Below are 21247 nucleotides of genomic sequence, written 5' to 3'. Positions count from 1 at the left end.
TCACGGCGTCAGCACGACCTTGCGGCACTCATCCTCTTTTTTATCGAACATCTTGTAGCCCTCCGCCGCCTGCGACAGATTCAGGCGGTGCGAGATAATCACATCCGGATGCAGCTTGCCTTCCTCGATGAACTTGAGCAGTTCCGGCATATGCTTCTGCACATGCGTCTGCCCCGCCTTGATCCCGATGCCCTTCTCGAAGATATCGCCGAACAGGAAGCCGTGAATAAACCCGGCATACACACCCGGTACGCTGACCATCCCGCCGCGCCGCACCGCCGCGATGCACTGGCGTAGCGCCTTGCCGCTGCTGCCTTCGAGCTTGAGATTGGTCATCACGGTTTCCACCGCACTGCCCTTGGCTTCGAAGCCGACCGCCTCCACCACGCCATCGACACCGCGCGCATCGGTGTGCTCGATGATGAACTCCGCGGCGTCGCAGTCCTCGAAATTGACCGGAATGACGCCATAGGTTTTCTGTGCAAAATCAAGCCGGAACTTGTGATGGTCGACCATGAAAATCTTCTCGATCCCCAGCATGCGCGCGCTGGCCGCAGCCATCTGCCCCACCGGCCCCGCGCCAAAAATCGCCAGGCTCCCGCCCTTGCCCACGCCCGTATTGAGCACCGCCTGATAACCGGTCGGCAGAATATCGCTCAGGAACAGCACCTGCTCGTCCGCCAGGTTAGTGGGAATCTTGATCGGCCCCACATTCGCCTTCGGCACGCGCACGTATTCGGCCTGCCCGCCCGGCACGCCGCCATACAAATGGCTGAAACCGAACAGCGCCGCGCCCGAGCGCAGGCTTTTCTTGTTCATGATCGAACCGCGATCGGGGTTGGTCGTCTCGCACGCCGAATACAGGTCCATATCGCAGAAAAAGCAGCTGCCGCATGCGATCACGAACGGCACCACCACGCGGTCGCCCTTGTGCAGCCTGGTGACGTTGGCGCCCGTCTCGACGACTTCGCCCATGAATTCATGGCCCAGGATATCGCCGCTTTTCATCGCCGGAATCTTCCCGCGATACATGTGCAGGTCCGATCCGCAGATCGCGGTGGCAGTCACTTTCAGGATGATGTCGTCCGGCTCCTGCAAAATCGGGTCGGGTACGTTGTCAACCTTGACGTCGTTGCTGCCGTGATAGGTTAAAGCGCGCATGGACTGTCCTCCTCATGGAAAATGGAAAAGGACAGCCTAACAAGCAAACTTCGACACACGAATCAGCACAATCCGTGCGTAGCGGTAGGAGAACGCCGACGTAATTTCTTAAGTGAAATTATCAGGCGACGATCTTGGCCCGTTCCAGCATCGCATGCAGCAGTACGTTACAGCCGGCTTCGAGGTGCTCCGACTTGGCGTCCTCGATTTCGTTGTGACTGATACCGTCCTTGCAGGGCACGAAGATCATCCCGGCCGGGGCCAGGCGGGCGGCGTAAATGGCGTCGTGGCCGGCGCCCGAGACCACGTCCATCGTCGAGTAGCCAAGTTTGGCGGTCGCCTCGCGCACCGCACCCACGCAGTCCGGATGGAACGGACAAGGCGGATAGTACGACACGCGCTCGATCGAAATGGCCAGCCCGGAGTCGCTGCGCGTCTTGTCGATAAACGCCAGCATCTCCTCGTGCATGGTGTTGAGCAGTTCATCGTTCACGTTGCGCAGGTCGATGCTGAATTTGACCTCGCCCGGAATCACGTTGCGGCTGTTCGGGAACAGCTGCACCATGCCCACCGTGCCACGCCCATAAGGCGGATAGCGGTTCGCGATCTTCACCACCTCCTGCATGATGTGGGTGGACACCTGCAGCGCATCCTTGCGCAGGCCCATGGGCGTGGGGCCGGCGTGCGCCTCCATGCCGGTCACCACGCAGTCGTACCACGACAATCCCATCACGGCCGGCACCACGCCGATCACCTTGTCGGCGTCTTCCAGCACCGGGCCTTGTTCGATATGGGTTTCGAAATAGGCGCCGATCGGGTGCTGGCCGGGGACCTGCTCGCCCATGTAGCCGATGCGCGCCAGTTCGTCGCGCACGCTTTTGCCTTCGGTGTCTTTGGCGGCGTAGGCCGTCTCCAGGCTGAAGGCGCCGCAGAAGACGCCGGAGCCCATCATCACCGGCACGAAACGCGAGCCTTCTTCATTGGTCCAGAAAGCCACTTCGACCGGTGCTTCGGTCTCGATGCCCCGGTCGTTCAGGGTGCGCACCACTTCCAGGCCAGCGAGCACACCGTAGTTGCCGTCGAATTTTCCGCCGGTCGGCTGGGTGTCGATATGGCTGCCGGTCATGATCGGCGGCAGCGCCGGATTGCGGCCTTCACGGCGCATGAAGACGTTGCCGATCTGGTCGACCGTGATCGACATGCCGGCTTCCTTGCCCCAGCCGACCACCAGGTCGCGGCCCTGCTTGTCGAGGTCCGTCAGGGCCAGGCGTTTGACGCCGCCTTTGGGGGTAGCGCCGATTTTGGCCAGTTCCATCAGCGAGGCCCACAGGCGCTCGCCGTTAATGCGCAGATCGTTCATTGATCACTCCAGGGTTGAAGACGTGCGACGGGATATCAGGCATGGGTCTTGGTGAATGCGGGCCGGTCCACATGCCGCCCCGCGCCTTCGACTGCGCGCAGCTCGCCCTTTGCAAACACCACTTGCCCCGCGTGCAGGGTATGCGAAGGAATGCCCCTCACGGTGCGCCCTTCGAAGACGTTGAAGCCGCCCCTGGCGAACTGCGTGCTGGCCGAAATGGTGCGCGTGCCTTCCGGGTCCCACACCACCAGGTCCGCATCCGCCCCCACCGCCACCACGCCCTTGCGCGGGTACATATTGAAAATCTGCGCCGCATTGGTCGACGTCACGCGCACGAATTCGGATGGCGTGAGCATGCCGGAGTTGACGCCCGCATCCCATACCACCGACATGCGGTCCTCGACGCCGCCGCAGCCGTTCGGAATCTTGGTAAAGTCGTCCTGCCCCGCCGCCTTTTGCTCGGCGCAGAAGGTGCAGTGATCGGTGGCCGTCGTATGCAGGTTACCGCCGCGCAGGCCCTGCCACAGCGCGGCCTGATGGTGCTTGCTGCGAAACGGAGGGCTCATCACATGCCCACGCGCGAATTCGAGATCCGCGCTCTGGTACACGCTGTCGTCGATCACCAGGTGCCCCGCCAGCGCCTCGCCGTACACGCGCTGGCCCTTGGCCCGCGCGCGCGAAATCGCATCGAGCGACTCGGCGCACGACACATGCACGATATACACCGGCGTGCCGAGCACATTGGCAATCGCAATGGCGCGGTTGGCCGCTTCCGCCTCCACCTCGGGAGGACGCGAGAGCGGATGCGCGCTCGGGCCGGTAATGCCCTTCTTGAGCAGGTCTTGCTGCAACTGGAAAACCAGTTCGCCATTTTCGGCGTGCACGGTCGGAATCGCGCCCAGTTCCAGCGCGCGCGTAAAGCTCTTCACCAGCGTTTCGTCGTCGGCCATGATGGCGTTCTTGTACGCCATGAAGTGCTTGAAACTGTTCACGCCATGATCGCGCACCAGCACACCCATCTCTTCGTGCACCTTGTCGCTCCACCACGTTACCGCCACGTGGAAGGTGTAGTCGCCGGCAGATTTGGCGGCCCAGCCGCGCCACGTGTGGTACGCCTCCAGCAAGGACTGCTGCGGGTTCGGAATGACGAAGTCCATGATGGTCGTGGTGCCGCCCGCGAGTCCGGCGGCGGTGCCGGTAAAGAAATCGTCGGCCGTCACGGTGCCCATGAACGGCAGTTGCATGTGGGTGTGCGTGTCGATCCCGCCGGGCATGACGTACTGGCCGCCGGCGTCGATCACGGTGGCATTGGCGGGCGCATCGAGCCGCTCGCCGATGGCGACGATCTTGTCGCCGTCGCAGAGCACATCGGCGCGGAAGGCGCGGTCTGCGTTGACGACCGTGCCGCCGCGGATAATCGTGGTCATAAATCTCTCCTGTAAGGCAAACGGATATTCAGGTACGGATGGTAGCGAGGGTCGATACTGCCTTCCCCTTCATCATCACGCCGTACACCACTGCGGAAATGGCGATGCCGACAAACCATGCATATGTATACAGTGTCTTGAACAAGGCGCCCACGCCGGGGAAAGAGGCCGGAAAGGCCGCGTTCAGGAAGCCGGGAATATTCGGCAGCACGCCGACCACGAAAGCGACGACCGCCGCCACGTTCCAGCCGTTCCCGTACGAGTAGGCGCCATCGTCGCGGTACAGGCTCGGGATATGCAGCTCGGTCTTGCGGATGAAGTAGTAGTCGATGATCATGATGCCGGCGATGGGGCCGAGCAGCGCCGAGTAGCCGATCAGCCATGTGAAGATATAGCCCTCGGTCGATTCGAGGATCTTCCACGGCATCATCACCAGCGCGATGCCAGCCGTGATGTAGCCACCGGTGCGGTAGGTAATGTGCCTGGGCGCCAGCGACGAAAAATCGTAGGCCGGGCCAACCAGGTTGGCGGCCAGGTTGACGCTGACGGTATCGACCAGCAGCACGATCAGCGCGATCAGCACGGCGATGCCGGTCATGCGGCTGGCCAGGTCGACCGGGTCCCAGATCGCCTTGCCGTACAAGACCACGGTGGCCGAGGTCACGATCACGGCCAGCGCCGCCAGCAGGCCCATTGGCAGCGGCAGGCCGACCGACTGGCCGATGACCTGGTCGCGCTGGGTCTTGGCGAAGCGCGTGAAGTCGGGGATGTTCAGCGCCAGCGTGGCCCAGAAACCCACCATGGCGGTGAGCGAGGGCCAGAAGGTGGACCAGAACTGGCCTGCCTTTTTGCCGCCTTCAACAAACTGGGAAGGTTGTTCGAGCAGCGGGCCGAAGCCGCCCGCCTTGTTATGGACCCAGCCGAGCAGCACGAAGCAGATCAGGATCTTGAGCGGCGCGGTCCAGGTTTCGAGCTTGCGGATCGACTCCATGCCGTGCACGATGTAGTAGAACTGGATCGCCCAGAAGGCGAGAAAGCACAGCAACTGCATGCCGTTGATGCCGAGGCCCACGATTTTGGCGCCGCCGATTTCGGCTCCCATCATCACGCCGAGCAGGGTGTAGATCATGCTGCCGCCGAACCAGGTCTGGATGCCGTACCAGCCGCAAGCCACGATGGCGCGCATCAGGGCGGGAATACGGGCGCCGGTGGTGCCGAACGAGGCGCGCGCGAGGACGGCATAGGGAATGCCGTATTTGGTGCCGGCGTGGCCGATCAGCAGCATGGGCAGCAGCACGATGGCATTGGCGATGAAGACCGTGAGCACCGCCTGGTAGCCGGACATGCCGCCTTCGATCAGGCTGGCCGACAGCGTGTAGGCCGGGATGCACATGACCATCCCCACCCACAGGGCGGCGAAGTGATACCAGCGCCAGGTACGCTGCGCGTCGGAGGTGGGCGCGAGGTCTTCGTTCCAGAGCTGGGTGTTGGCGGACAGGTCGTTGCTCACAGTGGGGATCTCCTATTGATGACACGGGAACGACGGCTCAAGGGCTAACTAAGCACTTCCGCCCTCGGATTACGCGGATCCTGCGTCCAGTTCATGTACGCCTTCCCGGTCTCCTGCGGCACCATCGTGATGCACGCTTCCACCGGACAGGTAATCTCGCACAGATTACACCCGACGCACTCGGATTTGATCACTTCGTACGTGCGCGTGCCCGCCGCGTCGATCAACTGGGAGATCGACTGGTGCGACGTATCTTCGCACGCCACATAGCATTTGCCGCACTTGATGCACTTGTCCTGGTCGATCTGCGCGATCACCTGGTAGTTCATGTCCAGGTATTTCCAGTCAGTCGTGTTGGGTACCGCCTTGCCCGAAAACTCCGCAATGGTCTTGTAGCCCTTCTCGTCCATCCAGCGCGACAGGCCGTCCTTCATCTCCTCCACGATCCGGAACCCGTGCAGCATCGCCGCCGTGCACACCTGTACCGAGCCTGCGCCCAGCGCGATGAATTCGGCCGCATCGCGCCAGTTGCCGATGCCGCCGATGCCAGAAATCGGCAAGCCATGCGTCTCCGGATCGCGCGCGATTTCGGCGACCATGTTCAGCGCAATCGGCTTGACCGCCGCGCCGCAGTAGCCGCCGTGCGTGCTCGCATTGCCCACGATCGGCAGCGCCACCATGCGGTCCAGGTCAAGGTGGGTGATCGAGTTGATGGTGTTAATCAGCGAAACCGCATCGGCCCCACCGGCCTTGGCGGCGCGCGCAGGTTTACGCACGTCGGTGATGTTCGGCGTGAGCTTGACGATCACCGGCAGCTTCGAGTGCTTCTTGCACCAGCGCGTGACCATCTCCACGTATTCGGGCACCTGACCCACCGCCGCGCCCATGCCGCGTTCCGGCATGCCGTGCGGGCAGCCGAAATTGAGCTCGATGCCGTCCGCGCCGGTTGCCTCGACCTTGGGCAAGATTTCGGCCCACAGCGCTTCTTCGCATGGCAGCATGAGCGAGACGATCATGGCGCGGTCCGGCCAGTCCTTTTTCACCTGCGTGATTTCGCGCAGGTTGATCTCCAGCGAGCGGTCGGTAATGAGTTCGATGTTGTTAAAGCCGATCACCTCGCGGTTCTTGCCGTACAAGGCGGAGTAGCGCGACGACACGTTGACCGCGGCCGGGTCTTCGCCGAGCGTCTTCCAGACCACCCCGCCCCATCCCGCCTCGAAGGCACGCACCACGTTGTAGGCCTTGTCGGTCGGTGGCGCGGAGGCCAGCCAGAACGGATTGGGGGACTTGATGCCGCAAAATTCGATGCTCAGGTCAGCCATGGGAAGCCTCCACCTTGAATTGGATGTCATTGTGAATGGCCATCGCCGCCAGCTTGCCATGCTGGACTGCTTGAACCGTCAAGTCCTGCCCCGGCGCGACGCAGTCGCCGCCCGCGTAAATGCCCGTCAGCGCCGTGCGGAACTGCGCGTCGACGTGGATCTTGTCGCCCTCGCGCGTGATCTGCTGCGCCATCTGGTCCGACAAACCCACCGGGTCCATGCTCTGGCCGATCGCCTTGAACACGGCATCGGCGGCGATCTCGATAAAGGCGCCGGTGCCGTTCAGGCGTCCGCCATCCAGGCGCGTTTCTTCAAAGCGCATGCCGCGCACGCGGCCCGCATCGTCGAGCAGCACTTCCAGCGGCGCCGCCCAGGTGCGGATACGCACCATATTGGCCTTGGCGATATCCTGTTCGTGGTGCGTCGCGCTCATCGACTCCGCACCGCGCCGGTAGACCAGCGTCACGTCTTCCGCGCCGAGGCGCTTGATCTGCACCGCCATGTCGATTGCCGTGTTGCCGGCGCCGATGACGATGGCGCGCTTGGGCACCGGCAGCGTCGCCAGGTCGGCTGCCTGGCGCAGGTCGGCGATGTAGTCGACCGCCGCCATCAGGCCCGGCGCGTCTTCGCCCGTCAGTCCAAGCTGGCGGCTGGCGTTCAGGCCCAGGCCAAGGAATATGGCGTCGTACTGCGCGTGCAGCTCGTGCAGGTGCAGGTTCACGCCGAGGATGCGGCCGTGCTGCACGTCGATGCCGCCGATACTGAGCAAGAACTCCACCTCGCGCTGGGCGAAGTCGCCGGTCAGCTTGTACTTGGCGATGCCGTATTCATTCAGGCCGCCGGACTTGGCGCGTGCTTCAAAGATGACGACATCGTTGCCCAGCATGGCCAGGCGATGCGCGCACGACAGGCCGGCGGGGCCGGCGCCGACCACGGCGATCTTCTTGCCGGTGCGCTCGGCGCGCTGGAAGGGATAGGAGGTAAAGGAGGCGTGATCGAGCGCATGGCGTTGCAGCAGGCCGATTTTGACGGGCTGGCCTTCTTCATCGTGATTGCGCACGCAGGCGTCTTCGCACAGGATCTCGGTCGGGCACACGCGGGCGCAACTTCCGCCCAGGATGTTCTGCTTGAGGATGCCCGCCGCCGCACCGTTGATGTTCTGGTCGTGGATGTTGCGGATAAAGCTGGCCACGTCGATTTCGGACGGACAGCTGCGCGTGCACGGCGCGTCGTAGCAGTACAGGCAGCGCGCGCTTTCGATGGCGGCCTGGCGGCTTGTCAGCGCCGGTGCGAGGTCGGTGAACTGTTCGGCCAGTGCGGTGCTGGAACTGGCCGCGTGCGGCAGGTGCTTGAGAGATTCGATCATTTTTACATCCCTGTTTTTGTAATGTGTTCACCCACTTTGCGGAGCGTCGACGCTAACCTGATCGCCGTCACCCCCGCGCAGGCGGGGGCCCAAGTCCGATGCTCAGTCGCTGGCTACGGAGCTAACTTGGGCCCCCGCCGGCGCGGGGGCGACGGTTTATCGGCTAACCGTACGCATCACCCGCTTACAGGGTCTTCTACTTCATCTGTGGAAAAGCAAATTCCACGCCAGCACTCGCCGTGTTCGGCCAGCGCTGCATCACCGCCTTGTGCCGCGTATAAAAGCGCACGCCTTCCGGACCGTAGGCGTGGTGGTCGCCGAACATGCTGCGCTTCCAGCCGCCGAAGCTGTTGAACGCCATCGGCACCGGCAGCGGCACGTTCACCCCCACCATGCCGACCTGGATCTGGCGCACGAACTCGCGCGCGGTGCCGCCGTCGCGCGTGTAGATCGCCACGCCGTTGCCGTACTCGTTGGCGTTAATCAGCTTGACCGCCGTGGCGACGTCCGGCGCGCGCAGCACGCACAGCACCGGCCCGAAAATCTCTTCCTTGTAGATCGTCATATCGGGCGTCACGTGATCGAACAGCGTGCCGCCCACGAAGAAGCCGTTCTCGCGCTCCGGCACCTTGCAGTTGCGCCCATCGACCACCAGGGTCGCGCCCTGCTCCACGCCTTCGCCAATCAAACGCTCGATGCGTTCCTTGGCTGCGGCACTGACCACCGGCCCCATTTCGGCATCCGATGCCATGCCGTCGCGGATCTTGAGCGCGGCGGTGCGCTGGCCCAGCGCGCCAATCAGTTTGTCGCCGGCGTCGCCCACCGCCACCACCACCGAAATGGCCATGCAGCGCTCACCGGCCGATCCGAAGGCCGCGCCAATCAGGGCGTCGGTCACCATGTCCATGTCGGCGTCGGGCATGACCACCATGTGGTTCTTGGCCCCGCCCAGCGCCTGCACCCGCTTGCCGCTAGCGCTGCCGCGCGCGTAAATATACTCGGCGATCGGAGTCGAGCCAACAAAACTGATCGCCTGCACATCCGGGTGATCGAGCAGCGCGTCGACGGTGACTTTGTCGCCCTGGACCACATTGAACACGCCGTCCGGCAGGCCCGCTTCCTTGAGCAGCTTCGCATGCAGCAAGGAGGCCGACGGATCGCGCTCGGACGGCTTGAGTACAAAGGTGTTGCCGCAGGCGATCGCCACCGGGAACATCCACATCGGCACCATTACCGGGAAGTTAAACGGCGTGATTCCCGCCACCACGCCGAGCGCCTGGCGCATCGACCAGGCGTCGATGCCGCGCGAGATCTGGTCGGTGAATTCGCCCTTGAGCAGTTGCGGAATCCCGACCGCGAATTCCACCATCTCGATACCACGTGCCACTTCACCCTGCGCGTCGGAAAACGTCTTGCCATGTTCGCGCGTGAGCATGGCCGCAAATTCGTCGGTATGCGCCTGGCATAGTTGCAGGTACTTGAACAAGACCCGCGCGCGCGTCAGCGGCGGCGTGGCCGACCACGACGGAAAGGCCGCGGCGGCCGCGGCGACGGCGGCATTCACATCGTCCGCCGTACCCAGCGCCACGCGCGCGCATGGTTCGCCCATGGCGGGATTGAACACGTCGGCGTAGCGGCCGCTGGCCGTATCGACCTTGGCGCCGTTGATGAAATGCGTGATGGTATCGAGATTGCTCATGGGGTCAGTCCAGGTTTTTGAGGATGGTTGCCAGCTTGCCGAACAACTCGTCGATGTGCTTCTTCTCGAGTACCAGCGGTGGCGACAGGGCGATGATGTCGCCAGTGGTGCGAATCAACACGCCATCGGCAAACGCTTTTTTGAAGGCGCTGAACGCGCGCGCTCCCGGTTTGCCGTCGATCGGCGCCAGCTCGATGCCGGCCACCAGCCCGATCGTGCGGATATCGATCACGTGCGGCAGGCCCTTGAGCGAATGCACCGCGTCGGTCCAGTATTCCTGCACGGCCTTGGCGTTATCGAGGATTTTCTGCTCTTCGAACACTTCCAGCGTGGCCAGCGCGGCGGCGCAGGCGAGCGGGTGACCCGAATAGGTATAGCCATGAAACAGCTCGATGCCGGCCGGGCCGTCCATGAAGGCGTCGTGGATATGCTGTTGGGTGAACACCGCGCCCATCGGCACCATGCCGTTGGTCAGGCCCTTGGCGGCGGTAACCATATCCGGAATCACGTCGAAGTAATCGAACGCGAACGGCGTGGTCAGGCGTCCGAAGCCGGTAATGACTTCATCGAAAATGAGCAGGATGCCGTGCTTGGTGCACAGTTCGCGCAGGCGTTTCAGATACCCTTTCGGCGGAATCAGCACGCCGGTGGACCCGGCCACCGGTTCCACGATGACGGCGGCGATGGTCGATGCATCGTGCAGCGCGACGATGCGTTCCAGTTCATCGGCCAGGTTGGCGCCGTGTTCCGGCTCGCCGCGCGAATATGCGTTCTTCTCAAGGTTGTGCGTGTGCGGCAGGTGGTCGACACCCGGCAGCAGCGGCCCGAAGGTACGCCGGTTGCCGCCGATGCCGCCAACCGAAATACCGCCGAAACCGACGCCGTGATAGCCGCGTTCGCGCCCGATCAAGCGCGTGCGCCCCGCTTCACCACGTGCGCGGTGGTACGCCAGCGCCATCTTCAGCGCCGTATCCACCGCCTCCGAACCGGAGTTGGTGTAGAAGACGTGGCCGAAACGGTGGCCGGTGTAGTCCATCAGCTTTTCGGCCAGGTCGAAGGCGGCCGGGTGGCCCATCTGGAAGGTGGGGGCGAAGTCGAGCTGGCCGACCATCTCGCGCACGGCGGCCACGATCTTCGGCTGCGCATGCCCGCAAGGCACGCACCACAGGCCGGCGGTGCCGTCGAGCACGGTGTTGCCGTCGACATCCTTGTAGTACATCCCCTCGGCCGAGACGAGCAGGCGCGGGTTGGCTTTGAAGTCGCGATTATTGGTAAATGGCATCCAAAACGACGACATCGATGCGGGTCTGGACTCGTTCATGCGACTCTCCGATAGTTTTTACAACTAAAAAAATAATTTACCAGTTGGCAAAATGATGATGCAATAATAGTCAGCAGATCAACTATGGCACATATACACAAATCGCAAAACCCGCCAACCGTATCGGTAGCGCAAACAATACAGTTTGCGGCACCGCAGCAAAGGACATGTGGATGGATGAGAGCGACGTTCTGCGTGACGAAGTGCCTCCTGGCAATTGCGGGGATGGCTGGCCGGTGCTGGCGATCGAGCGCAGCAAGCGCGGCGGCCTGGTCGACCAGATCGTGGCGGCCATCACGCTGATGGTAAACCGGCGCGAACTGCGCGTGGGCACAAAGATGCCCTCGGTTCGACGTTTCGCAAAGTGTAATGGCGTGAGCACCTTCACGGTGGTGGAATCGTACGACCGCCTGCTCACCCTGGGGCTGTTGAGTTCGCGCCGTGGTTCCGGCTTCTTCGTGGCGCGCAGCGAGGCGGCCAGCGCGCCGCAGCAACTGGCGCTGCAGCCCACGCCCGCCGCCATCGACGCCCTGACCCCGGACCTGTATTCCGGCGTGTCGGACGCGCTGCCGGTCGGCGCTGGCTGGCTGCCGCCCGAATGGTATGGCGACGACACGGTGCTCGACGCGGTACGCCACGCGATGAAAATTCCGGCCAGCCGCCTGCGCGGCTACGGCCATCCGCTTGGTTTTCCCACGCTGCGCCAGCACTTGGCCGGCACCCTGGCCGATGAGCTGTTCGCGGCCAGCCCGGACCAGATCTTGCTCACCAACGGCGCCACCCACGCGTTCGACCTGATCCTGCGCACGCTCACCAAGCCGGGCGACACGGTCTTTGTCGAGGACCCGGGCTACAGCAACCTGCTCTCGCTGATCCGCCATCACGGCTGCATTGCGGTCGGCATTCCACGCGGCCCGGACGGGCTGGATATGGACGCCCTGATGGCGCAGGCGGCAAGCACCCAGCCCAAGCTCATGTTCGTCAACACCGTGCTGCAAAATCCGCTCGGCACCTCGCTCACGCAGGCGCAGGCGCACCGCCTGCTGCTGGCGGCCGAGCAGTTCGACTTCTGGCTGGTGGAAGACGACATCTACCGCGAACTGGCAGCCGGCGGCGACGCCTCGCTGGCCGCCATGGATGGACTGCGGCGCGTGATCCGGGTCGGCAGCTTTTCCAAGACCCTCTCGCCGGTGCTGCGGGTCGGCTCGATCTGCGCATCGAATTCGCTCATTCCCGAACTGCTGCGCGTGAAGATGCTGACCGGGCTGACCACCTCCGAAATCAACGAGCGCGCGGTGTACCACGCCATTTCGGCGCGGCCTTACAAGCGCATGGTCGAACGCCTGACCGATCAATTGCGCTCGGGGCGCGAACGCACCATCGAGCGCTTGCAGGAGGCGGGCATGGAGCCGCTGGCCCGGCCGCGCGGCGGCATGTTCGTCAGCGCCGGCTGGCCGCTCGCGCCCACGCCGGAGTTCAACGGCAAGGTCATCGCCGACCGCGCGCTGCGCGCCGGCATCCTGCTCTCGCCGTACGAATTTTTCATGCTGCGCCCTTCCCCGAGCATCTGGTTCCGCTTCAACGTGGCGTACGCCGCCGATGCGCCCGCGTTGATCGGCTTCTTGCAATCGCTACGCTGAAAGTGACCATGGCCGCCACCAAGACTCCCGCCGTCAAGCGCCGCATCCTCAATCGCGACAAGCTCGAAGCCGACATCGCCGGCGTGGCCGTGCGCGTGTTCGCCGAATGCGGCTACGAAGGCACCTCGATCGCCACCATCGCCGAGCAGGCCGGCCTGTCGAAGCAAAACCTGATGTACTATTTTCCGACCAAGCAGGCGCTGTACGAACGCGTGCTCGATGGCGTGCTCGATGACTGGCTGGCGCGCATGGCTACCCTGGCCGATCCGACCCAGGAGCCGCACGACGTGCTGCGCGCGTACATCCAGGCCAAGCTGCGCTTTTCGCGCGACCAGCCGTGGGCTTCGCGCGTGTATGCGATGGAGGTGATCAGCGGGGCGCAGCTGTACGGCCAGCAGATCCAGAGCCGCGTGGTGCCGCTGCTGCGCAAGGATATCGAGGTGTTCGAACGCTGGATCGGCGAAGGCCGCATCGGCCCGATCAACGCCACCCACCTGCTGTTCGCCATCTGGGCCATGACGCAGTCGTACGCCGATTTTTCGGCGCAGATGGCGCTGGTGCTGAACCGCAGGCAGCTAACGCGCAAGGACTTCGACGACGCCGAAGCGATGATCACGCACATGGTGCTGGCGGCGGTGTCCATGCCCGGCACGGCCGCCCGCGCCGATGCCGTATGATTCTCATCGGGACAAGCCCATTTGAAAACAACGCCCATAAAGACACCATGACGGAATCGTATATCGAAGTAACCGGCGAGTCTTCGCTGATCGAACAAGTGACCACCTACCGCGCCGACCTGTCGATTTCGGTGCGCGCCACCACCACCGACAACGCCATCACCGAAGCGGGCGCGCTGCGCGACGACTGCATCCGCGTGCTCAAAAGCTCGGGCATCGCACCGGACGAAATGAGCGAGGGCGGCAACGCCATCTGGCAGCCTTGGTTCTGGAAAAAGAACAAACCGGGGCAGGAACGCACCTTCAAGATTTTGCTCGCCTGTGCCGAAGCGAAGCGCCTGTATGTTGCGCTCGACGCGCTGCAGCCGATTTTCGAACACCAGCGCTACACCCTGAGCGTGTCCATGCTCGCGCCCAAATTTGACGCGTCCGAGGCCGAGCGCACAGCCGCCCATGCTGCGGCGATCGCCAACGCGCGCAATGCGGCCAGCATCATCGCGGCGGAAGCGGGCGTGCGGCTGGCGTTCGTCTCGCAGGTCGAGTCCCTTGGAGCGCACATCGAGCATTCCGGCGCCTTCGGCGACCAGGGCTGGGCCAGGGCCGGCGCCATGCGTTCGATCGGAGGCGCTTCGGGCGACGATAACGAACCGGCGTACATCGAACTCGAAGGCGCCAGGCGGGTCAGCATGCTGCGCTACCGGGTGCGCTTCGGCATTGCCGCTGTCGCGCCGGCCGATGGCGCATGACAGTACCCCGGTCGCGCCGGCTGCGCCAGAAGGGCAAGCGTGTACGCAGCGCGCAAGCGCAGGTGGTAAAAGCGCAGGCGGTGGCAGCGCGCAAGGCCGTCAAGAAGCCTGCACCGCCCGCCGCCCCTGTCATACTGGAATGGTGCGCCGAGCACCACGATAAAAACGCGCCGGAAGACGCGCCGCCAAGGTTTCCGGCCTTGTCGTTTATCACTGAACGGCCCTACAAGACGACTTTCGTGCTCATCCATGTATTCTTTTTCGGGGCGCTACTGGCCAGCGGCAAAACCCAGGCCTGGTTTGCGAACAATTCGGGTGCGGCCGTGGCGTGGTTCATGGTTGCGGGAATGATAGGACTTGGCATGATCTGCGGGCAGTCGCTCGGGAACGTGACGTTTTACCAGATCGACCTGGAGGGGGAGCGGATCGTGCTGCATCTTCCAGGCTCGGGCGACCGGATCAGGATCATGAGGCTGTCGTTTGACGCGATCACGTCGGTTTGCCCATTTCAATACAGCAGTTACAACAACCCTTGCGGCATCGACATCAGCTATCTCGATGATCGGCTCAAGCTGCGCAAAGTGCGGGTGCCCAACCTCGTGCCTGAAGCACTGGTCGATGCGCAGATGGATGCGCTGCGTCCGGCACTGGGCTTCAAGATCGAAGAAACGGTCTGTCACGACACCTGACCGTACCGTACATGCCACCGCCGGGAACACCGTAGCCGGCGTTCCTGGCGGCGTGCTCGCCAGTTGAAGTTACCTCACTGGCGGCACCGCCGATTTGTCGGTCGACCCCGTGGCAGGGCCGGCTCCGGACATGCCGCCGGTGCGCGGCGAAGGCACATCGCCATTGCGGGCCGGTTCATTGGTGCTGGTCGTGCCGTTGTTATTGACGCCATTGGTGCCGGTGGCGCCGCTGGCGCCCGACGAACCGCGCATCTCGCTGCCGCCGCTGGTCGACGAGCGGTCGGCATCGCGCGTCGCATCGCGGGCGGCAGTGTTGCCACTGTTGGCGCCAGTCCCGGTGGCCGTGGTGCTATCGCGCGGATCGTTCGCCACGTCGCGCTCTTCCGGCGCCTTGTCGCGGTTTTGCGGCGCTTTGGTGCGGTTGCGATTCTGCCGGTCCGGATTGGCCCTCGACGCATCGCCGCGTGCGGCCGTGCCGGTATTGGTGGCGCTCGATCCGGTCGTGGCGCCGCCCTGGGTTTGCGCCAGCGCGGCGCCGCCGACCATGAGTGCGACGAGCGTCATTGCGATCTTGGTTTTCATGCCTGTCTCCTGATGAGGATATCGAACAGACATTCTTACATTGCAAGCTATGCATGCGAGTAGGACCATGCCTTGGGTGCGCGTGGGATCAGGTCGTGCTGTTTTTGTCACGTGGAAACAATCAATGCCGCAAGACGACGCAGCGGCATGCCCGATTTGCGACATTGGTGTATTCTTGTCAATTACCCATCCAGCAGGCTGTCCCATGTCCGAAATTGCTCCCATCACCCTCCAGACCGAACGCCTGACGCTGCGCTTCCTGCACGCCAGCGACGCGCAAGCGCTGTACACCATCCACTCCGACCCGCTCGTGATGCGCTACTTCAGCGGCACCGCCTGGACCGACCCGGCCCAGGGCGACGCCGAAATAGCGCGCGCGCTGGACGGCTACAGCGACGGCAGCAGCATGAAAATGGCGCTGGTCCTGCGCGAGACGGGCAAGCTGATCGGCACCATCAACCCGCATGCCTTCCATGCGCAGAACCGCCGCTGCGAAATCGGCTACGCGCTGGCCAGCGCCTTCTGGGGCCAGGGCTACCTGAGCGAAGCGATGCGCGTCACGCTCGATTACCTGTTCAAGGAAATGAACATGAACCGCATCGAAGCCGATATCGACCCGCGCAACCTGGCCTCGGCCAAGCTGCTCGAACGCATGGGCTTTCAAAAAGAAGGCTACATGCCGGAACGCTGGATCGTCAACGGCGAAATCTGCGACACCGCGTTCTACGGCCTGCTGCGGCGCGGCTGGGAGAGCATCTGATGGCCGGCCTGCGCTACGCGGCGGCGCAGTATGCCTGCGCGCCGCTCGATATCGCGGCCAACGTCACGCGCCATCTGGCCTTCATCGACGCCGCCGGCGCGGCCGGCGTGCAGCTGCTGGTGTTCCCCGAACTGTCCCTGTGCGGCTACGAGCTGGCCGGGATGGGCGCCAGCGCGCTCAAGGCCGACGACATCCGCCTTGCGCCGCTGCGCGAGCGCGCCGCCAGCGCCAATATGACCATCGTGGTTGGCGCGCCGCTGACCAACGCCGGTGCGCTGCCTTCCATCGGCGCGATCACCTATCATCCGGTCGGGCGCACATCAAGCTACCGCAAGCACTTCCTGCATGCGGGGGAGGAACAGCACGTCACGGCCGGCAGCGCCATCAGCCAGTTGCACGATGTGCGCGGCACCAGGGTGGCGCTGGCGATTTGCGCCGACACCGGCCAGCAGCAGCACGCGCACGCCGCGGCGGTGGCCGGGGCCGAGCTGTACGCGGCCGGCTCGCTCATTTCCGCAGGCGGGTACGACAAGGATACCGGGCAGCTGGCCGGCTATGCGAAGCTGTTCGGGATGGCTGTGCTGATGGCCAATCACGCGCACGCATCGGGCGGATACCAGAGCGCCGGCCGCAGCGCGATCTGGGCCTCCGGTGGAGAGCTGATCGTCGCCGCGCCAGGTCCGGGCGAGATGCTGGTGATCGCAGACGACCATGGCGGCAAGGTCGTGGCGCTGGCGTAGGGATGCCGGCCCGCTTATCGCCCCTCCACGCCAATCACCCCCCATTTCATGCACTTCGTCGGACAATCGTAGAGCATTCCCCGTACGCTTGCTACAGTCTCTCCATCGACAACCCTCCCCTGGAGAAGCAAATGAACAACCCTGCCTTTACGTCCTTTTTTGCCAGCCTGGAAGACCTCGGCCGCACCCTGGTCAAGGCAGCCAAATACGCCGTCGGCGCCATTTCCACCATGTCCTGGCCGACCCTGATGCTCAGCGCCGTCGGCCTGGCCTTGCTGCTGACCATCGTGCCGCTGGTGCTCACCTTGTTCGTGTTGTTCATGGTCATCAAACTGGTGAACGGCTACGTGAGCGACCGCGCCACGCGCGGCCCGGCCACGCCCTACACCCCGGTCAAGACCGAAGGCGAATAACAGCGTGAAAGCAAGCCAGCTGAACAAGATAATGGATTTCCTGCGCGATTCACTTGCGCAAGCCACAGTGTTATGGTGGAACTTCTTCGACTGGCTTGCCTTGGTGGAATGGCGGCAACTGTTCATCACCTGGTTCCTGGCCATGGCCTTCGGCCTGATCCTGACCCTGCCCGAACCGGCGATCTGGTACATCATCATCTCGTACGGCGTAAAAGTGCTCGCCGGCGGCAAGCGCAAGGCTGAACTGGTGGCCAGGGAAGCGACCGCCGAAGCCAATGTCGCCGTGCTCGAACGGCGCCTGCTCGAAGCGCAGATGGCAACCCTGCAGGCGCAGGTCGAGCCGCACTTCCTGTTCAACACCCTGGCCCTGATCGGCCAACTGATCGAAACCGATCCGCCGCAGGCCGCGCGCATCCACATGCACCTGATCGAATACCTGCGCTCCACCCTGCCGCAGATGCGCGCGACCGGTGGCGGCACCCTGGGGCGCCAGGTACAGCTCTCGCGCGCCTACCTGTCGATCATGCAGGCGCGCATGAAGGAGCGGCTGGCGGTCAGCTTCGACGTGCCCGCGCACCTGGAACACACGCCCTTCCCGCCGATGATGCTGCAGATCCTGATCGAAAACGCCATCAAGCACGGCCTCGAACCAAAAATCGAGGGCGGCCGCATCGACGTCGGCGCGCGCCTGGTGGGCGACGCCATGCACGTCGATGTGCGCGACAATGGCGTTGGCTTTAACATGCATGCCGGTGACGGCGTGGGCCTGGCGAATATCCGCGAGCGCCTGTTCCTGCTGTTCGGGTCACGCGCGGAACTGGTGATCGAAATGCCGCTCGAGGGCGGCGCGCTGGCGTCGCTGCGCGTGCCCTATTCATCTCAAGAGGTCAACTGACATGGCAAGCGCCCTCATTGTCGACGACGAATCGCCCATGCGCGACCAACTGCGCGCGCGCCTGGCCGAGGCCTGGCCCGAGCTGGTCATCGTCGGCGAGGCAAGCAACGGCCTCGATGCCGTTACCATGGCGGAACGGCACCAGCCCGACATCGTCTTCCTCGACATCCGCATGCCGGGCCAGGGCGGCATCGAAGCGGCGCGCCGGTTGTACAACCGCTGCCACATCGTGTTCGTAACCGCCTACGACCAATACGCGCTGGATGCCTTCGAGCAGGGCGCGATGGATTACCTGCTCAAGCCCGTGGTGGCCGAGCGCCTGCGCGTGACGTGCGAGCGCCTGCGCACGCGCTTGACCCAGGCACCCGATAACATCGGCGAACAATTGCGCCAACTGACGCAGATCCTGCAACAAGGCGAAACCAAAAAACCCGCTTACCTGCGCTGGATCCAGGCCCAGGTAGGCAGCAACCTGCGCATGATCAGCACCCGCGAAATCCTGTATTTCCAGTCCGACGACAAGTACACGCTAGTGCAGACGGCGCAGGCCGAACTGCTGATCCGCAAAACGCTCAAGGAACTGGCCGACGAACTCGATCCCGACGAATTCTGGCGCATCCACCGCTCCACGCTGGTGCGGGTCGACGCCATTGCCGAGGTCACGCGCGACGAGCGCGGACGCCAGATGCTCAGGGTGCGCAACCACCCGACGCTGCTGGAAGTGAGCCGCAATCACGCGCATCTGTTCCAGCAAATGTAAGCGCCACGGCCCCGATAATCCAGTACCATAGGGAGCTTGAAAAACCCTGCTTTTCCCGATTACCTACCCAGGAGAAGGAATATGTCAGCAACTCCCAAGCAAACCCGCGCCAACGTCATTCCGTGCCTGCGCTACCGCAACGCCCCGGCCGCCATCGAATGGCTCTGCAATAACTTCGGTTTCGAAAAGCAACTCGTCGTCCCCGGAGACAACAACACCATCCTCCACGCGCAATTAACCTTCGGCAACGGCATGGTGATGCTGGGCTCGACCTCGGCCATCGACTCCGAATACAGCAAACTGATGAAGCAGCCCGACGAGATCGGCGGCGCGCAAACCCAGACCATCTGCGTGGTCGTGGCCGACGCCGACGCCGTCTACGAGCGCGTGCTGGCGGCGCGCGCGCAGATCGTCATGGACCTCAAGGATGAAGACTACGGCGGGCGCAGCTTTACCTGCCGCGACCTGGAGGGCCACGTCTGGACCTTCGGCACCTACGACCCGTTCGAATAATCGAGCCACATAAGCAGCCATCGAGGAGCACACCATGTCACGTGCAGTCCACTTCGAAATCCAGGCATCCGAGCCGCAGGCCATCATCGACTTTTATCAGCGCCTGTTCGGCTGGACCTTCAACAAATGGGCGGGCGGCGAGTACTGGATGGTGCACACCGGGCCGGAAGACCAGCCGGGCATCAACGGCGGCCTGCTGCCGCGCCGCGGGCCGCTGCCCGAGAGCCAGGCGGCGGTCAACGCCTTCGTCATCACGGTCGATGTGGAAGATATCGACGCCTCGCTCGCGAAAGCCGCCTCCGGCTCGCCGCATGGCGTGGTGTGCGTGCCCAAGGTAGCGGTGCCGGGGATCGGCTGGCTGGCCTACGTCAAGGACCCGGACGGGAATATCTTCGGGATGATGCAGGCAGATATCACGGCTGCATGAAGGTCCGCGGCTGTGGCTATGGCTGCGCCAGCGCCGCCACCAGCGCCCGGTCGGCCACCTGGTGCGGACGGATGCGGATGATGTCGCGGTACAGCGGCGGCATGTGCGCGCAGATCGCGGCGAGGTCAAGCTCGTCCAGCGCTGCCGTCACGTACTGGAACTGGGCCGGATTATCCTCCGGCAGCGGGCCTTCCATGGTCGATCCGTAGGCGCCCAGGTTCATGTAGCTCTGCGCGCTGGCGTTTGGCCCGCGCGCGAAGACGAACGTGCCTTCGCGGGGGTGGGCGAGGTACTGGCGCACCTCGGCCTGCGCCTGTGCGTCCAGGCCCTGCATCAGGGTGTAGCGCAGCTGCGCATACTGGCGCGTGCATTCCATGAACGCGGTGCAGATGGCCGACAGCGCGCGCCGGCCCGGTGAACACAGCAGCAGGTTGCCGAAAGAATCGAGCAAGGCCACCGCATCGCCCTCCCCGCCCTGCTGGCGGTCGCGTTCCATGGCTGCGCGCAGATAAGGCGCCAGGCCCGCATCGGGCTTGTGCGGCGCGCAGCGGTAGGCCAGCGCGTCGGGGTACAGGGTTTTGAGCTGGCGTACCAGCGGGTGGCCGGGTTCCAGCAGCGCTGGGTTTTTCAACTGTGCGCGCGGACGGTCGCCATTGAGCAGCAACTGGACTTTTTCGGAGGTCGCTTCGAACACCAGCGAGCAAAGCGCCTGGGTGGCTTCGGCGATGGTTTTCCCGATGAAGAAAGACTTGGGCGCGGCGCCGGCGCTGTCGCGCGCGAACGGGGATGCACCTTTCACGGCCGGGTAAAAGAAGGTGGCGGCGGCCTGGCCGCGCAGGCCGGCGGGCAGGCAGTCGAACGTGAAGCTGGCGTCGTGATTGATGCCGGCGCTGGCGTCGCGCGCGGCGACGACCACGTTGAACCCGGCCGACAGGATCGCGCCGGTGCACATGGCGCAAGGGTCGAGCGAGGTGACGAGGGTGATTTCTTCGGGCGGCGGCATGGCGCGGCCCTTGGCGCGCTCGGCGAAGTACCAGTCGATCAACTGGCGTTCGCCGTGCGCGGTCGGGTCGAAGATCAGGCCTTCGCGCACCACGTTGTTCTGTAGTGATTTCAGCACGTTGCCATGCTGGTCGAGCAGCACGCCGCCGACCCCGAACGTTCCCTGGGTCTTGGCGGCGATGGCTTCAATGGCCGCAAGTGCTACCGCGGCCTGTACATCAATGGTTTTTTTCAAAG

General features: G+C 63.9%; 21 protein-coding genes. 11 read left to right on the top strand and 10 right to left on the bottom strand.

Features of this window, described 5'->3' with window-relative positions; genetic code table 11:
* From F0185_RS25530 to aptA, 8 genes are all read right to left on the bottom strand, one after another.
* A complete protein-coding gene (locus F0185_RS25530; RefSeq protein ID WP_167229250.1) occupies positions 1-1161 on the bottom strand; it encodes a zinc-dependent alcohol dehydrogenase in 1161 nt (386 codons plus the stop codon).
* A gap of 121 nt (positions 1162-1282) precedes the next feature.
* Positions 1283-2521: a Zn-dependent hydrolase gene (locus F0185_RS25525; RefSeq protein WP_167229248.1), complete on the bottom strand. Its 1239-nt coding sequence runs from the start codon at positions 2519-2521 to the stop codon at positions 1283-1285.
* Between the two features lie 35 nt (positions 2522-2556).
* Positions 2557-3948 (bottom strand): dihydropyrimidinase, encoded by a 1392-nt coding sequence (hydA, locus tag F0185_RS25520; RefSeq protein WP_167229246.1) that lies wholly within the window; start codon positions 3946-3948, stop codon positions 2557-2559.
* Positions 3949-3976: 28 nt separating this feature from the next.
* The gene (locus F0185_RS25515; protein ID WP_167229244.1) at positions 3977-5458 is read right to left on the bottom strand and encodes an NCS1 family nucleobase:cation symporter-1; all 1482 of its coding nucleotides are present in this window, start codon (positions 5456-5458) and stop codon (positions 3977-3979) included.
* A 44-nt stretch (positions 5459-5502) separates the two neighbouring features.
* Positions 5503-6780 carry an NAD-dependent dihydropyrimidine dehydrogenase subunit PreA gene (preA, locus tag F0185_RS25510; RefSeq protein ID WP_167229242.1) on the bottom strand — a complete coding sequence of 426 codons (1278 nt, stop codon included), beginning with the start codon at positions 6778-6780 and terminating at the stop codon, positions 5503-5505.
* Positions 6773-8146, bottom strand: coding sequence for an NAD(P)-dependent oxidoreductase (locus F0185_RS25505; RefSeq protein WP_167229240.1), 1374 nt, complete (start codon positions 8144-8146; stop codon positions 6773-6775). Before F0185_RS25505 ends, preA begins: the two co-directional genes overlap by 8 nt.
* 196 nt (positions 8147-8342) lie before the next feature.
* Positions 8343-9845 carry a CoA-acylating methylmalonate-semialdehyde dehydrogenase gene (locus tag F0185_RS25500; RefSeq protein ID WP_167229239.1) on the bottom strand — a complete coding sequence of 501 codons (1503 nt, stop codon included), beginning with the start codon at positions 9843-9845 and terminating at the stop codon, positions 8343-8345.
* 4 nt (positions 9846-9849) lie between these two features.
* Positions 9850-11166, bottom strand: a complete 1317-nt coding sequence (gene aptA / locus F0185_RS25495) for an omega-aminotransferase AptA (protein ID WP_167229237.1) — start codon at positions 11164-11166, stop codon at positions 9850-9852.
* A 173-nt stretch (positions 11167-11339) separates the two neighbouring features.
* Between aptA and F0185_RS25490 the strand changes: the two genes are divergently transcribed.
* Genes F0185_RS25490 through F0185_RS25475 form a run of 4 tightly spaced genes read left to right on the top strand, consistent with a single transcriptional unit; the run spans position 11340 to position 14918 of the window.
* Positions 11340-12806 (top strand): aminotransferase-like domain-containing protein, encoded by a 1467-nt coding sequence (locus tag F0185_RS25490; protein ID WP_167229235.1) that lies wholly within the window; start codon positions 11340-11342, stop codon positions 12804-12806.
* Positions 12807-12814: 8 nt separating this feature from the next.
* The gene (locus F0185_RS25485) at positions 12815-13483 is read left to right on the top strand and encodes a TetR/AcrR family transcriptional regulator (protein ID WP_167229233.1); all 669 of its coding nucleotides are present in this window, start codon (positions 12815-12817) and stop codon (positions 13481-13483) included.
* 47 nt (positions 13484-13530) lie between these two features.
* Entirely contained in the window at positions 13531-14229 is a 699-nt protein-coding gene (locus F0185_RS25480) for an SIMPL domain-containing protein (RefSeq protein ID WP_167229231.1), read from the top strand.
* Positions 14226-14918 carry a hypothetical protein gene (locus F0185_RS25475; RefSeq protein WP_167229229.1) on the top strand — a complete coding sequence of 231 codons (693 nt, stop codon included), beginning with the start codon at positions 14226-14228 and terminating at the stop codon, positions 14916-14918. The genes F0185_RS25480 and F0185_RS25475 overlap by 4 nt, the downstream gene beginning before the upstream one ends.
* Before the next feature lie 69 nt (positions 14919-14987).
* On the opposite strand, the gene F0185_RS25470 is transcribed toward F0185_RS25475, so the two are convergent.
* A complete protein-coding gene (locus F0185_RS25470; protein WP_167229227.1) occupies positions 14988-15500 on the bottom strand; it encodes a hypothetical protein in 513 nt (170 codons plus the stop codon).
* A gap of 205 nt (positions 15501-15705) precedes the next feature.
* Here F0185_RS25470 and F0185_RS25465 point away from each other — a divergent pair, with 205 nt between their 5' ends.
* From F0185_RS25465 to F0185_RS25435, 7 genes are all read left to right on the top strand, one after another.
* Positions 15706-16260 carry a GNAT family N-acetyltransferase gene (locus F0185_RS25465; protein ID WP_167229226.1) on the top strand — a complete coding sequence of 185 codons (555 nt, stop codon included), beginning with the start codon at positions 15706-15708 and terminating at the stop codon, positions 16258-16260.
* Positions 16260-17000, top strand: a complete 741-nt coding sequence (locus F0185_RS25460; protein WP_187362649.1) for a carbon-nitrogen hydrolase family protein — start codon at positions 16260-16262, stop codon at positions 16998-17000. Before F0185_RS25465 ends, F0185_RS25460 begins: the two co-directional genes overlap by 1 nt.
* Positions 17001-17131: 131 nt before the next feature.
* Positions 17132-17413 (top strand): hypothetical protein, encoded by a 282-nt coding sequence (locus F0185_RS34320; protein ID WP_187362648.1) that lies wholly within the window; start codon positions 17132-17134, stop codon positions 17411-17413.
* Between the two features lie 4 nt (positions 17414-17417).
* Positions 17418-18308 carry a sensor histidine kinase gene (locus F0185_RS25450; protein ID WP_167229224.1) on the top strand — a complete coding sequence of 297 codons (891 nt, stop codon included), beginning with the start codon at positions 17418-17420 and terminating at the stop codon, positions 18306-18308.
* A gap of 1 nt (position 18309) precedes the next feature.
* Positions 18310-19068 carry a LytR/AlgR family response regulator transcription factor gene (locus F0185_RS25445; RefSeq protein ID WP_167229222.1) on the top strand — a complete coding sequence of 253 codons (759 nt, stop codon included), beginning with the start codon at positions 18310-18312 and terminating at the stop codon, positions 19066-19068.
* 81 nt (positions 19069-19149) lie between these two features.
* Positions 19150-19581, top strand: a complete 432-nt coding sequence (locus F0185_RS25440) for a VOC family protein (protein WP_167229220.1) — start codon at positions 19150-19152, stop codon at positions 19579-19581.
* A 34-nt stretch (positions 19582-19615) separates the two neighbouring features.
* Positions 19616-20008 carry a VOC family protein gene (locus F0185_RS25435; protein WP_167229218.1) on the top strand — a complete coding sequence of 131 codons (393 nt, stop codon included), beginning with the start codon at positions 19616-19618 and terminating at the stop codon, positions 20006-20008.
* Between the two features lie 16 nt (positions 20009-20024).
* On the opposite strand, the gene F0185_RS25430 is transcribed toward F0185_RS25435, so the two are convergent.
* On the bottom strand, positions 20025-21245 hold the full coding sequence (locus F0185_RS25430) for a nucleoside deaminase (protein WP_167229216.1): 1221 nt from the start codon (positions 21243-21245) through the stop codon (positions 20025-20027).
* Between the last annotated feature and the right edge of the window lie 2 nt (positions 21246-21247).

Origin of the sequence: Massilia rubra, assembly GCF_011682065.1 — a bacterium.
GTDB classification, from domain to species: domain Bacteria; phylum Pseudomonadota; class Gammaproteobacteria; order Burkholderiales; family Burkholderiaceae_D; genus Telluria_A; species Telluria_A rubra.
This window is presented reverse-complemented; position numbering and strand designations above follow the sequence as displayed.

Coding starts and splice junctions, on each gene's coding strand:
- F0185_RS25530 (WP_167229250.1), bottom strand. CDS start 1,161: ATGCGCGCTTTAACCTATCACGGCAGCAACGACGTCAAGGTTGACAAC.
- F0185_RS25525 (WP_167229248.1), bottom strand. CDS start 2,521: ATGAACGATCTGCGCATTAACGGCGAGCGCCTGTGGGCCTCGCTGATG.
- hydA (WP_167229246.1), bottom strand. CDS start 3,948: ATGACCACGATTATCCGCGGCGGCACGGTCGTCAACGCAGACCGCGCC.
- preA (WP_167229242.1), bottom strand. CDS start 6,780: ATGGCTGACCTGAGCATCGAATTTTGCGGCATCAAGTCCCCCAATCCG.
- F0185_RS25505 (WP_167229240.1), bottom strand. CDS start 8,146: ATGATCGAATCTCTCAAGCACCTGCCGCACGCGGCCAGTTCCAGCACC.
- F0185_RS25500 (WP_167229239.1), bottom strand. CDS start 9,845: ATGAGCAATCTCGATACCATCACGCATTTCATCAACGGCGCCAAGGTC.
- aptA (WP_167229237.1), bottom strand. CDS start 11,166: ATGAACGAGTCCAGACCCGCATCGATGTCGTCGTTTTGGATGCCATTT.
- F0185_RS25490 (WP_167229235.1), top strand. CDS start 11,340: ATGGATGAGAGCGACGTTCTGCGTGACGAAGTGCCTCCTGGCAATTGC.
- F0185_RS25485 (WP_167229233.1), top strand. CDS start 12,815: ATGGCCGCCACCAAGACTCCCGCCGTCAAGCGCCGCATCCTCAATCGC.
- F0185_RS25480 (WP_167229231.1), top strand. CDS start 13,531: ATGACGGAATCGTATATCGAAGTAACCGGCGAGTCTTCGCTGATCGAA.
- F0185_RS25475 (WP_167229229.1), top strand. CDS start 14,226: ATGACAGTACCCCGGTCGCGCCGGCTGCGCCAGAAGGGCAAGCGTGTA.
- F0185_RS25470 (WP_167229227.1), bottom strand. CDS start 15,500: ATGAAAACCAAGATCGCAATGACGCTCGTCGCACTCATGGTCGGCGGC.
- F0185_RS25465 (WP_167229226.1), top strand. CDS start 15,706: ATGTCCGAAATTGCTCCCATCACCCTCCAGACCGAACGCCTGACGCTG.
- F0185_RS25460 (WP_187362649.1), top strand. CDS start 16,260: ATGGCCGGCCTGCGCTACGCGGCGGCGCAGTATGCCTGCGCGCCGCTC.
- F0185_RS34320 (WP_187362648.1), top strand. CDS start 17,132: ATGAACAACCCTGCCTTTACGTCCTTTTTTGCCAGCCTGGAAGACCTC.
- F0185_RS25445 (WP_167229222.1), top strand. CDS start 18,310: ATGGCAAGCGCCCTCATTGTCGACGACGAATCGCCCATGCGCGACCAA.
- F0185_RS25440 (WP_167229220.1), top strand. CDS start 19,150: ATGTCAGCAACTCCCAAGCAAACCCGCGCCAACGTCATTCCGTGCCTG.
- F0185_RS25435 (WP_167229218.1), top strand. CDS start 19,616: ATGTCACGTGCAGTCCACTTCGAAATCCAGGCATCCGAGCCGCAGGCC.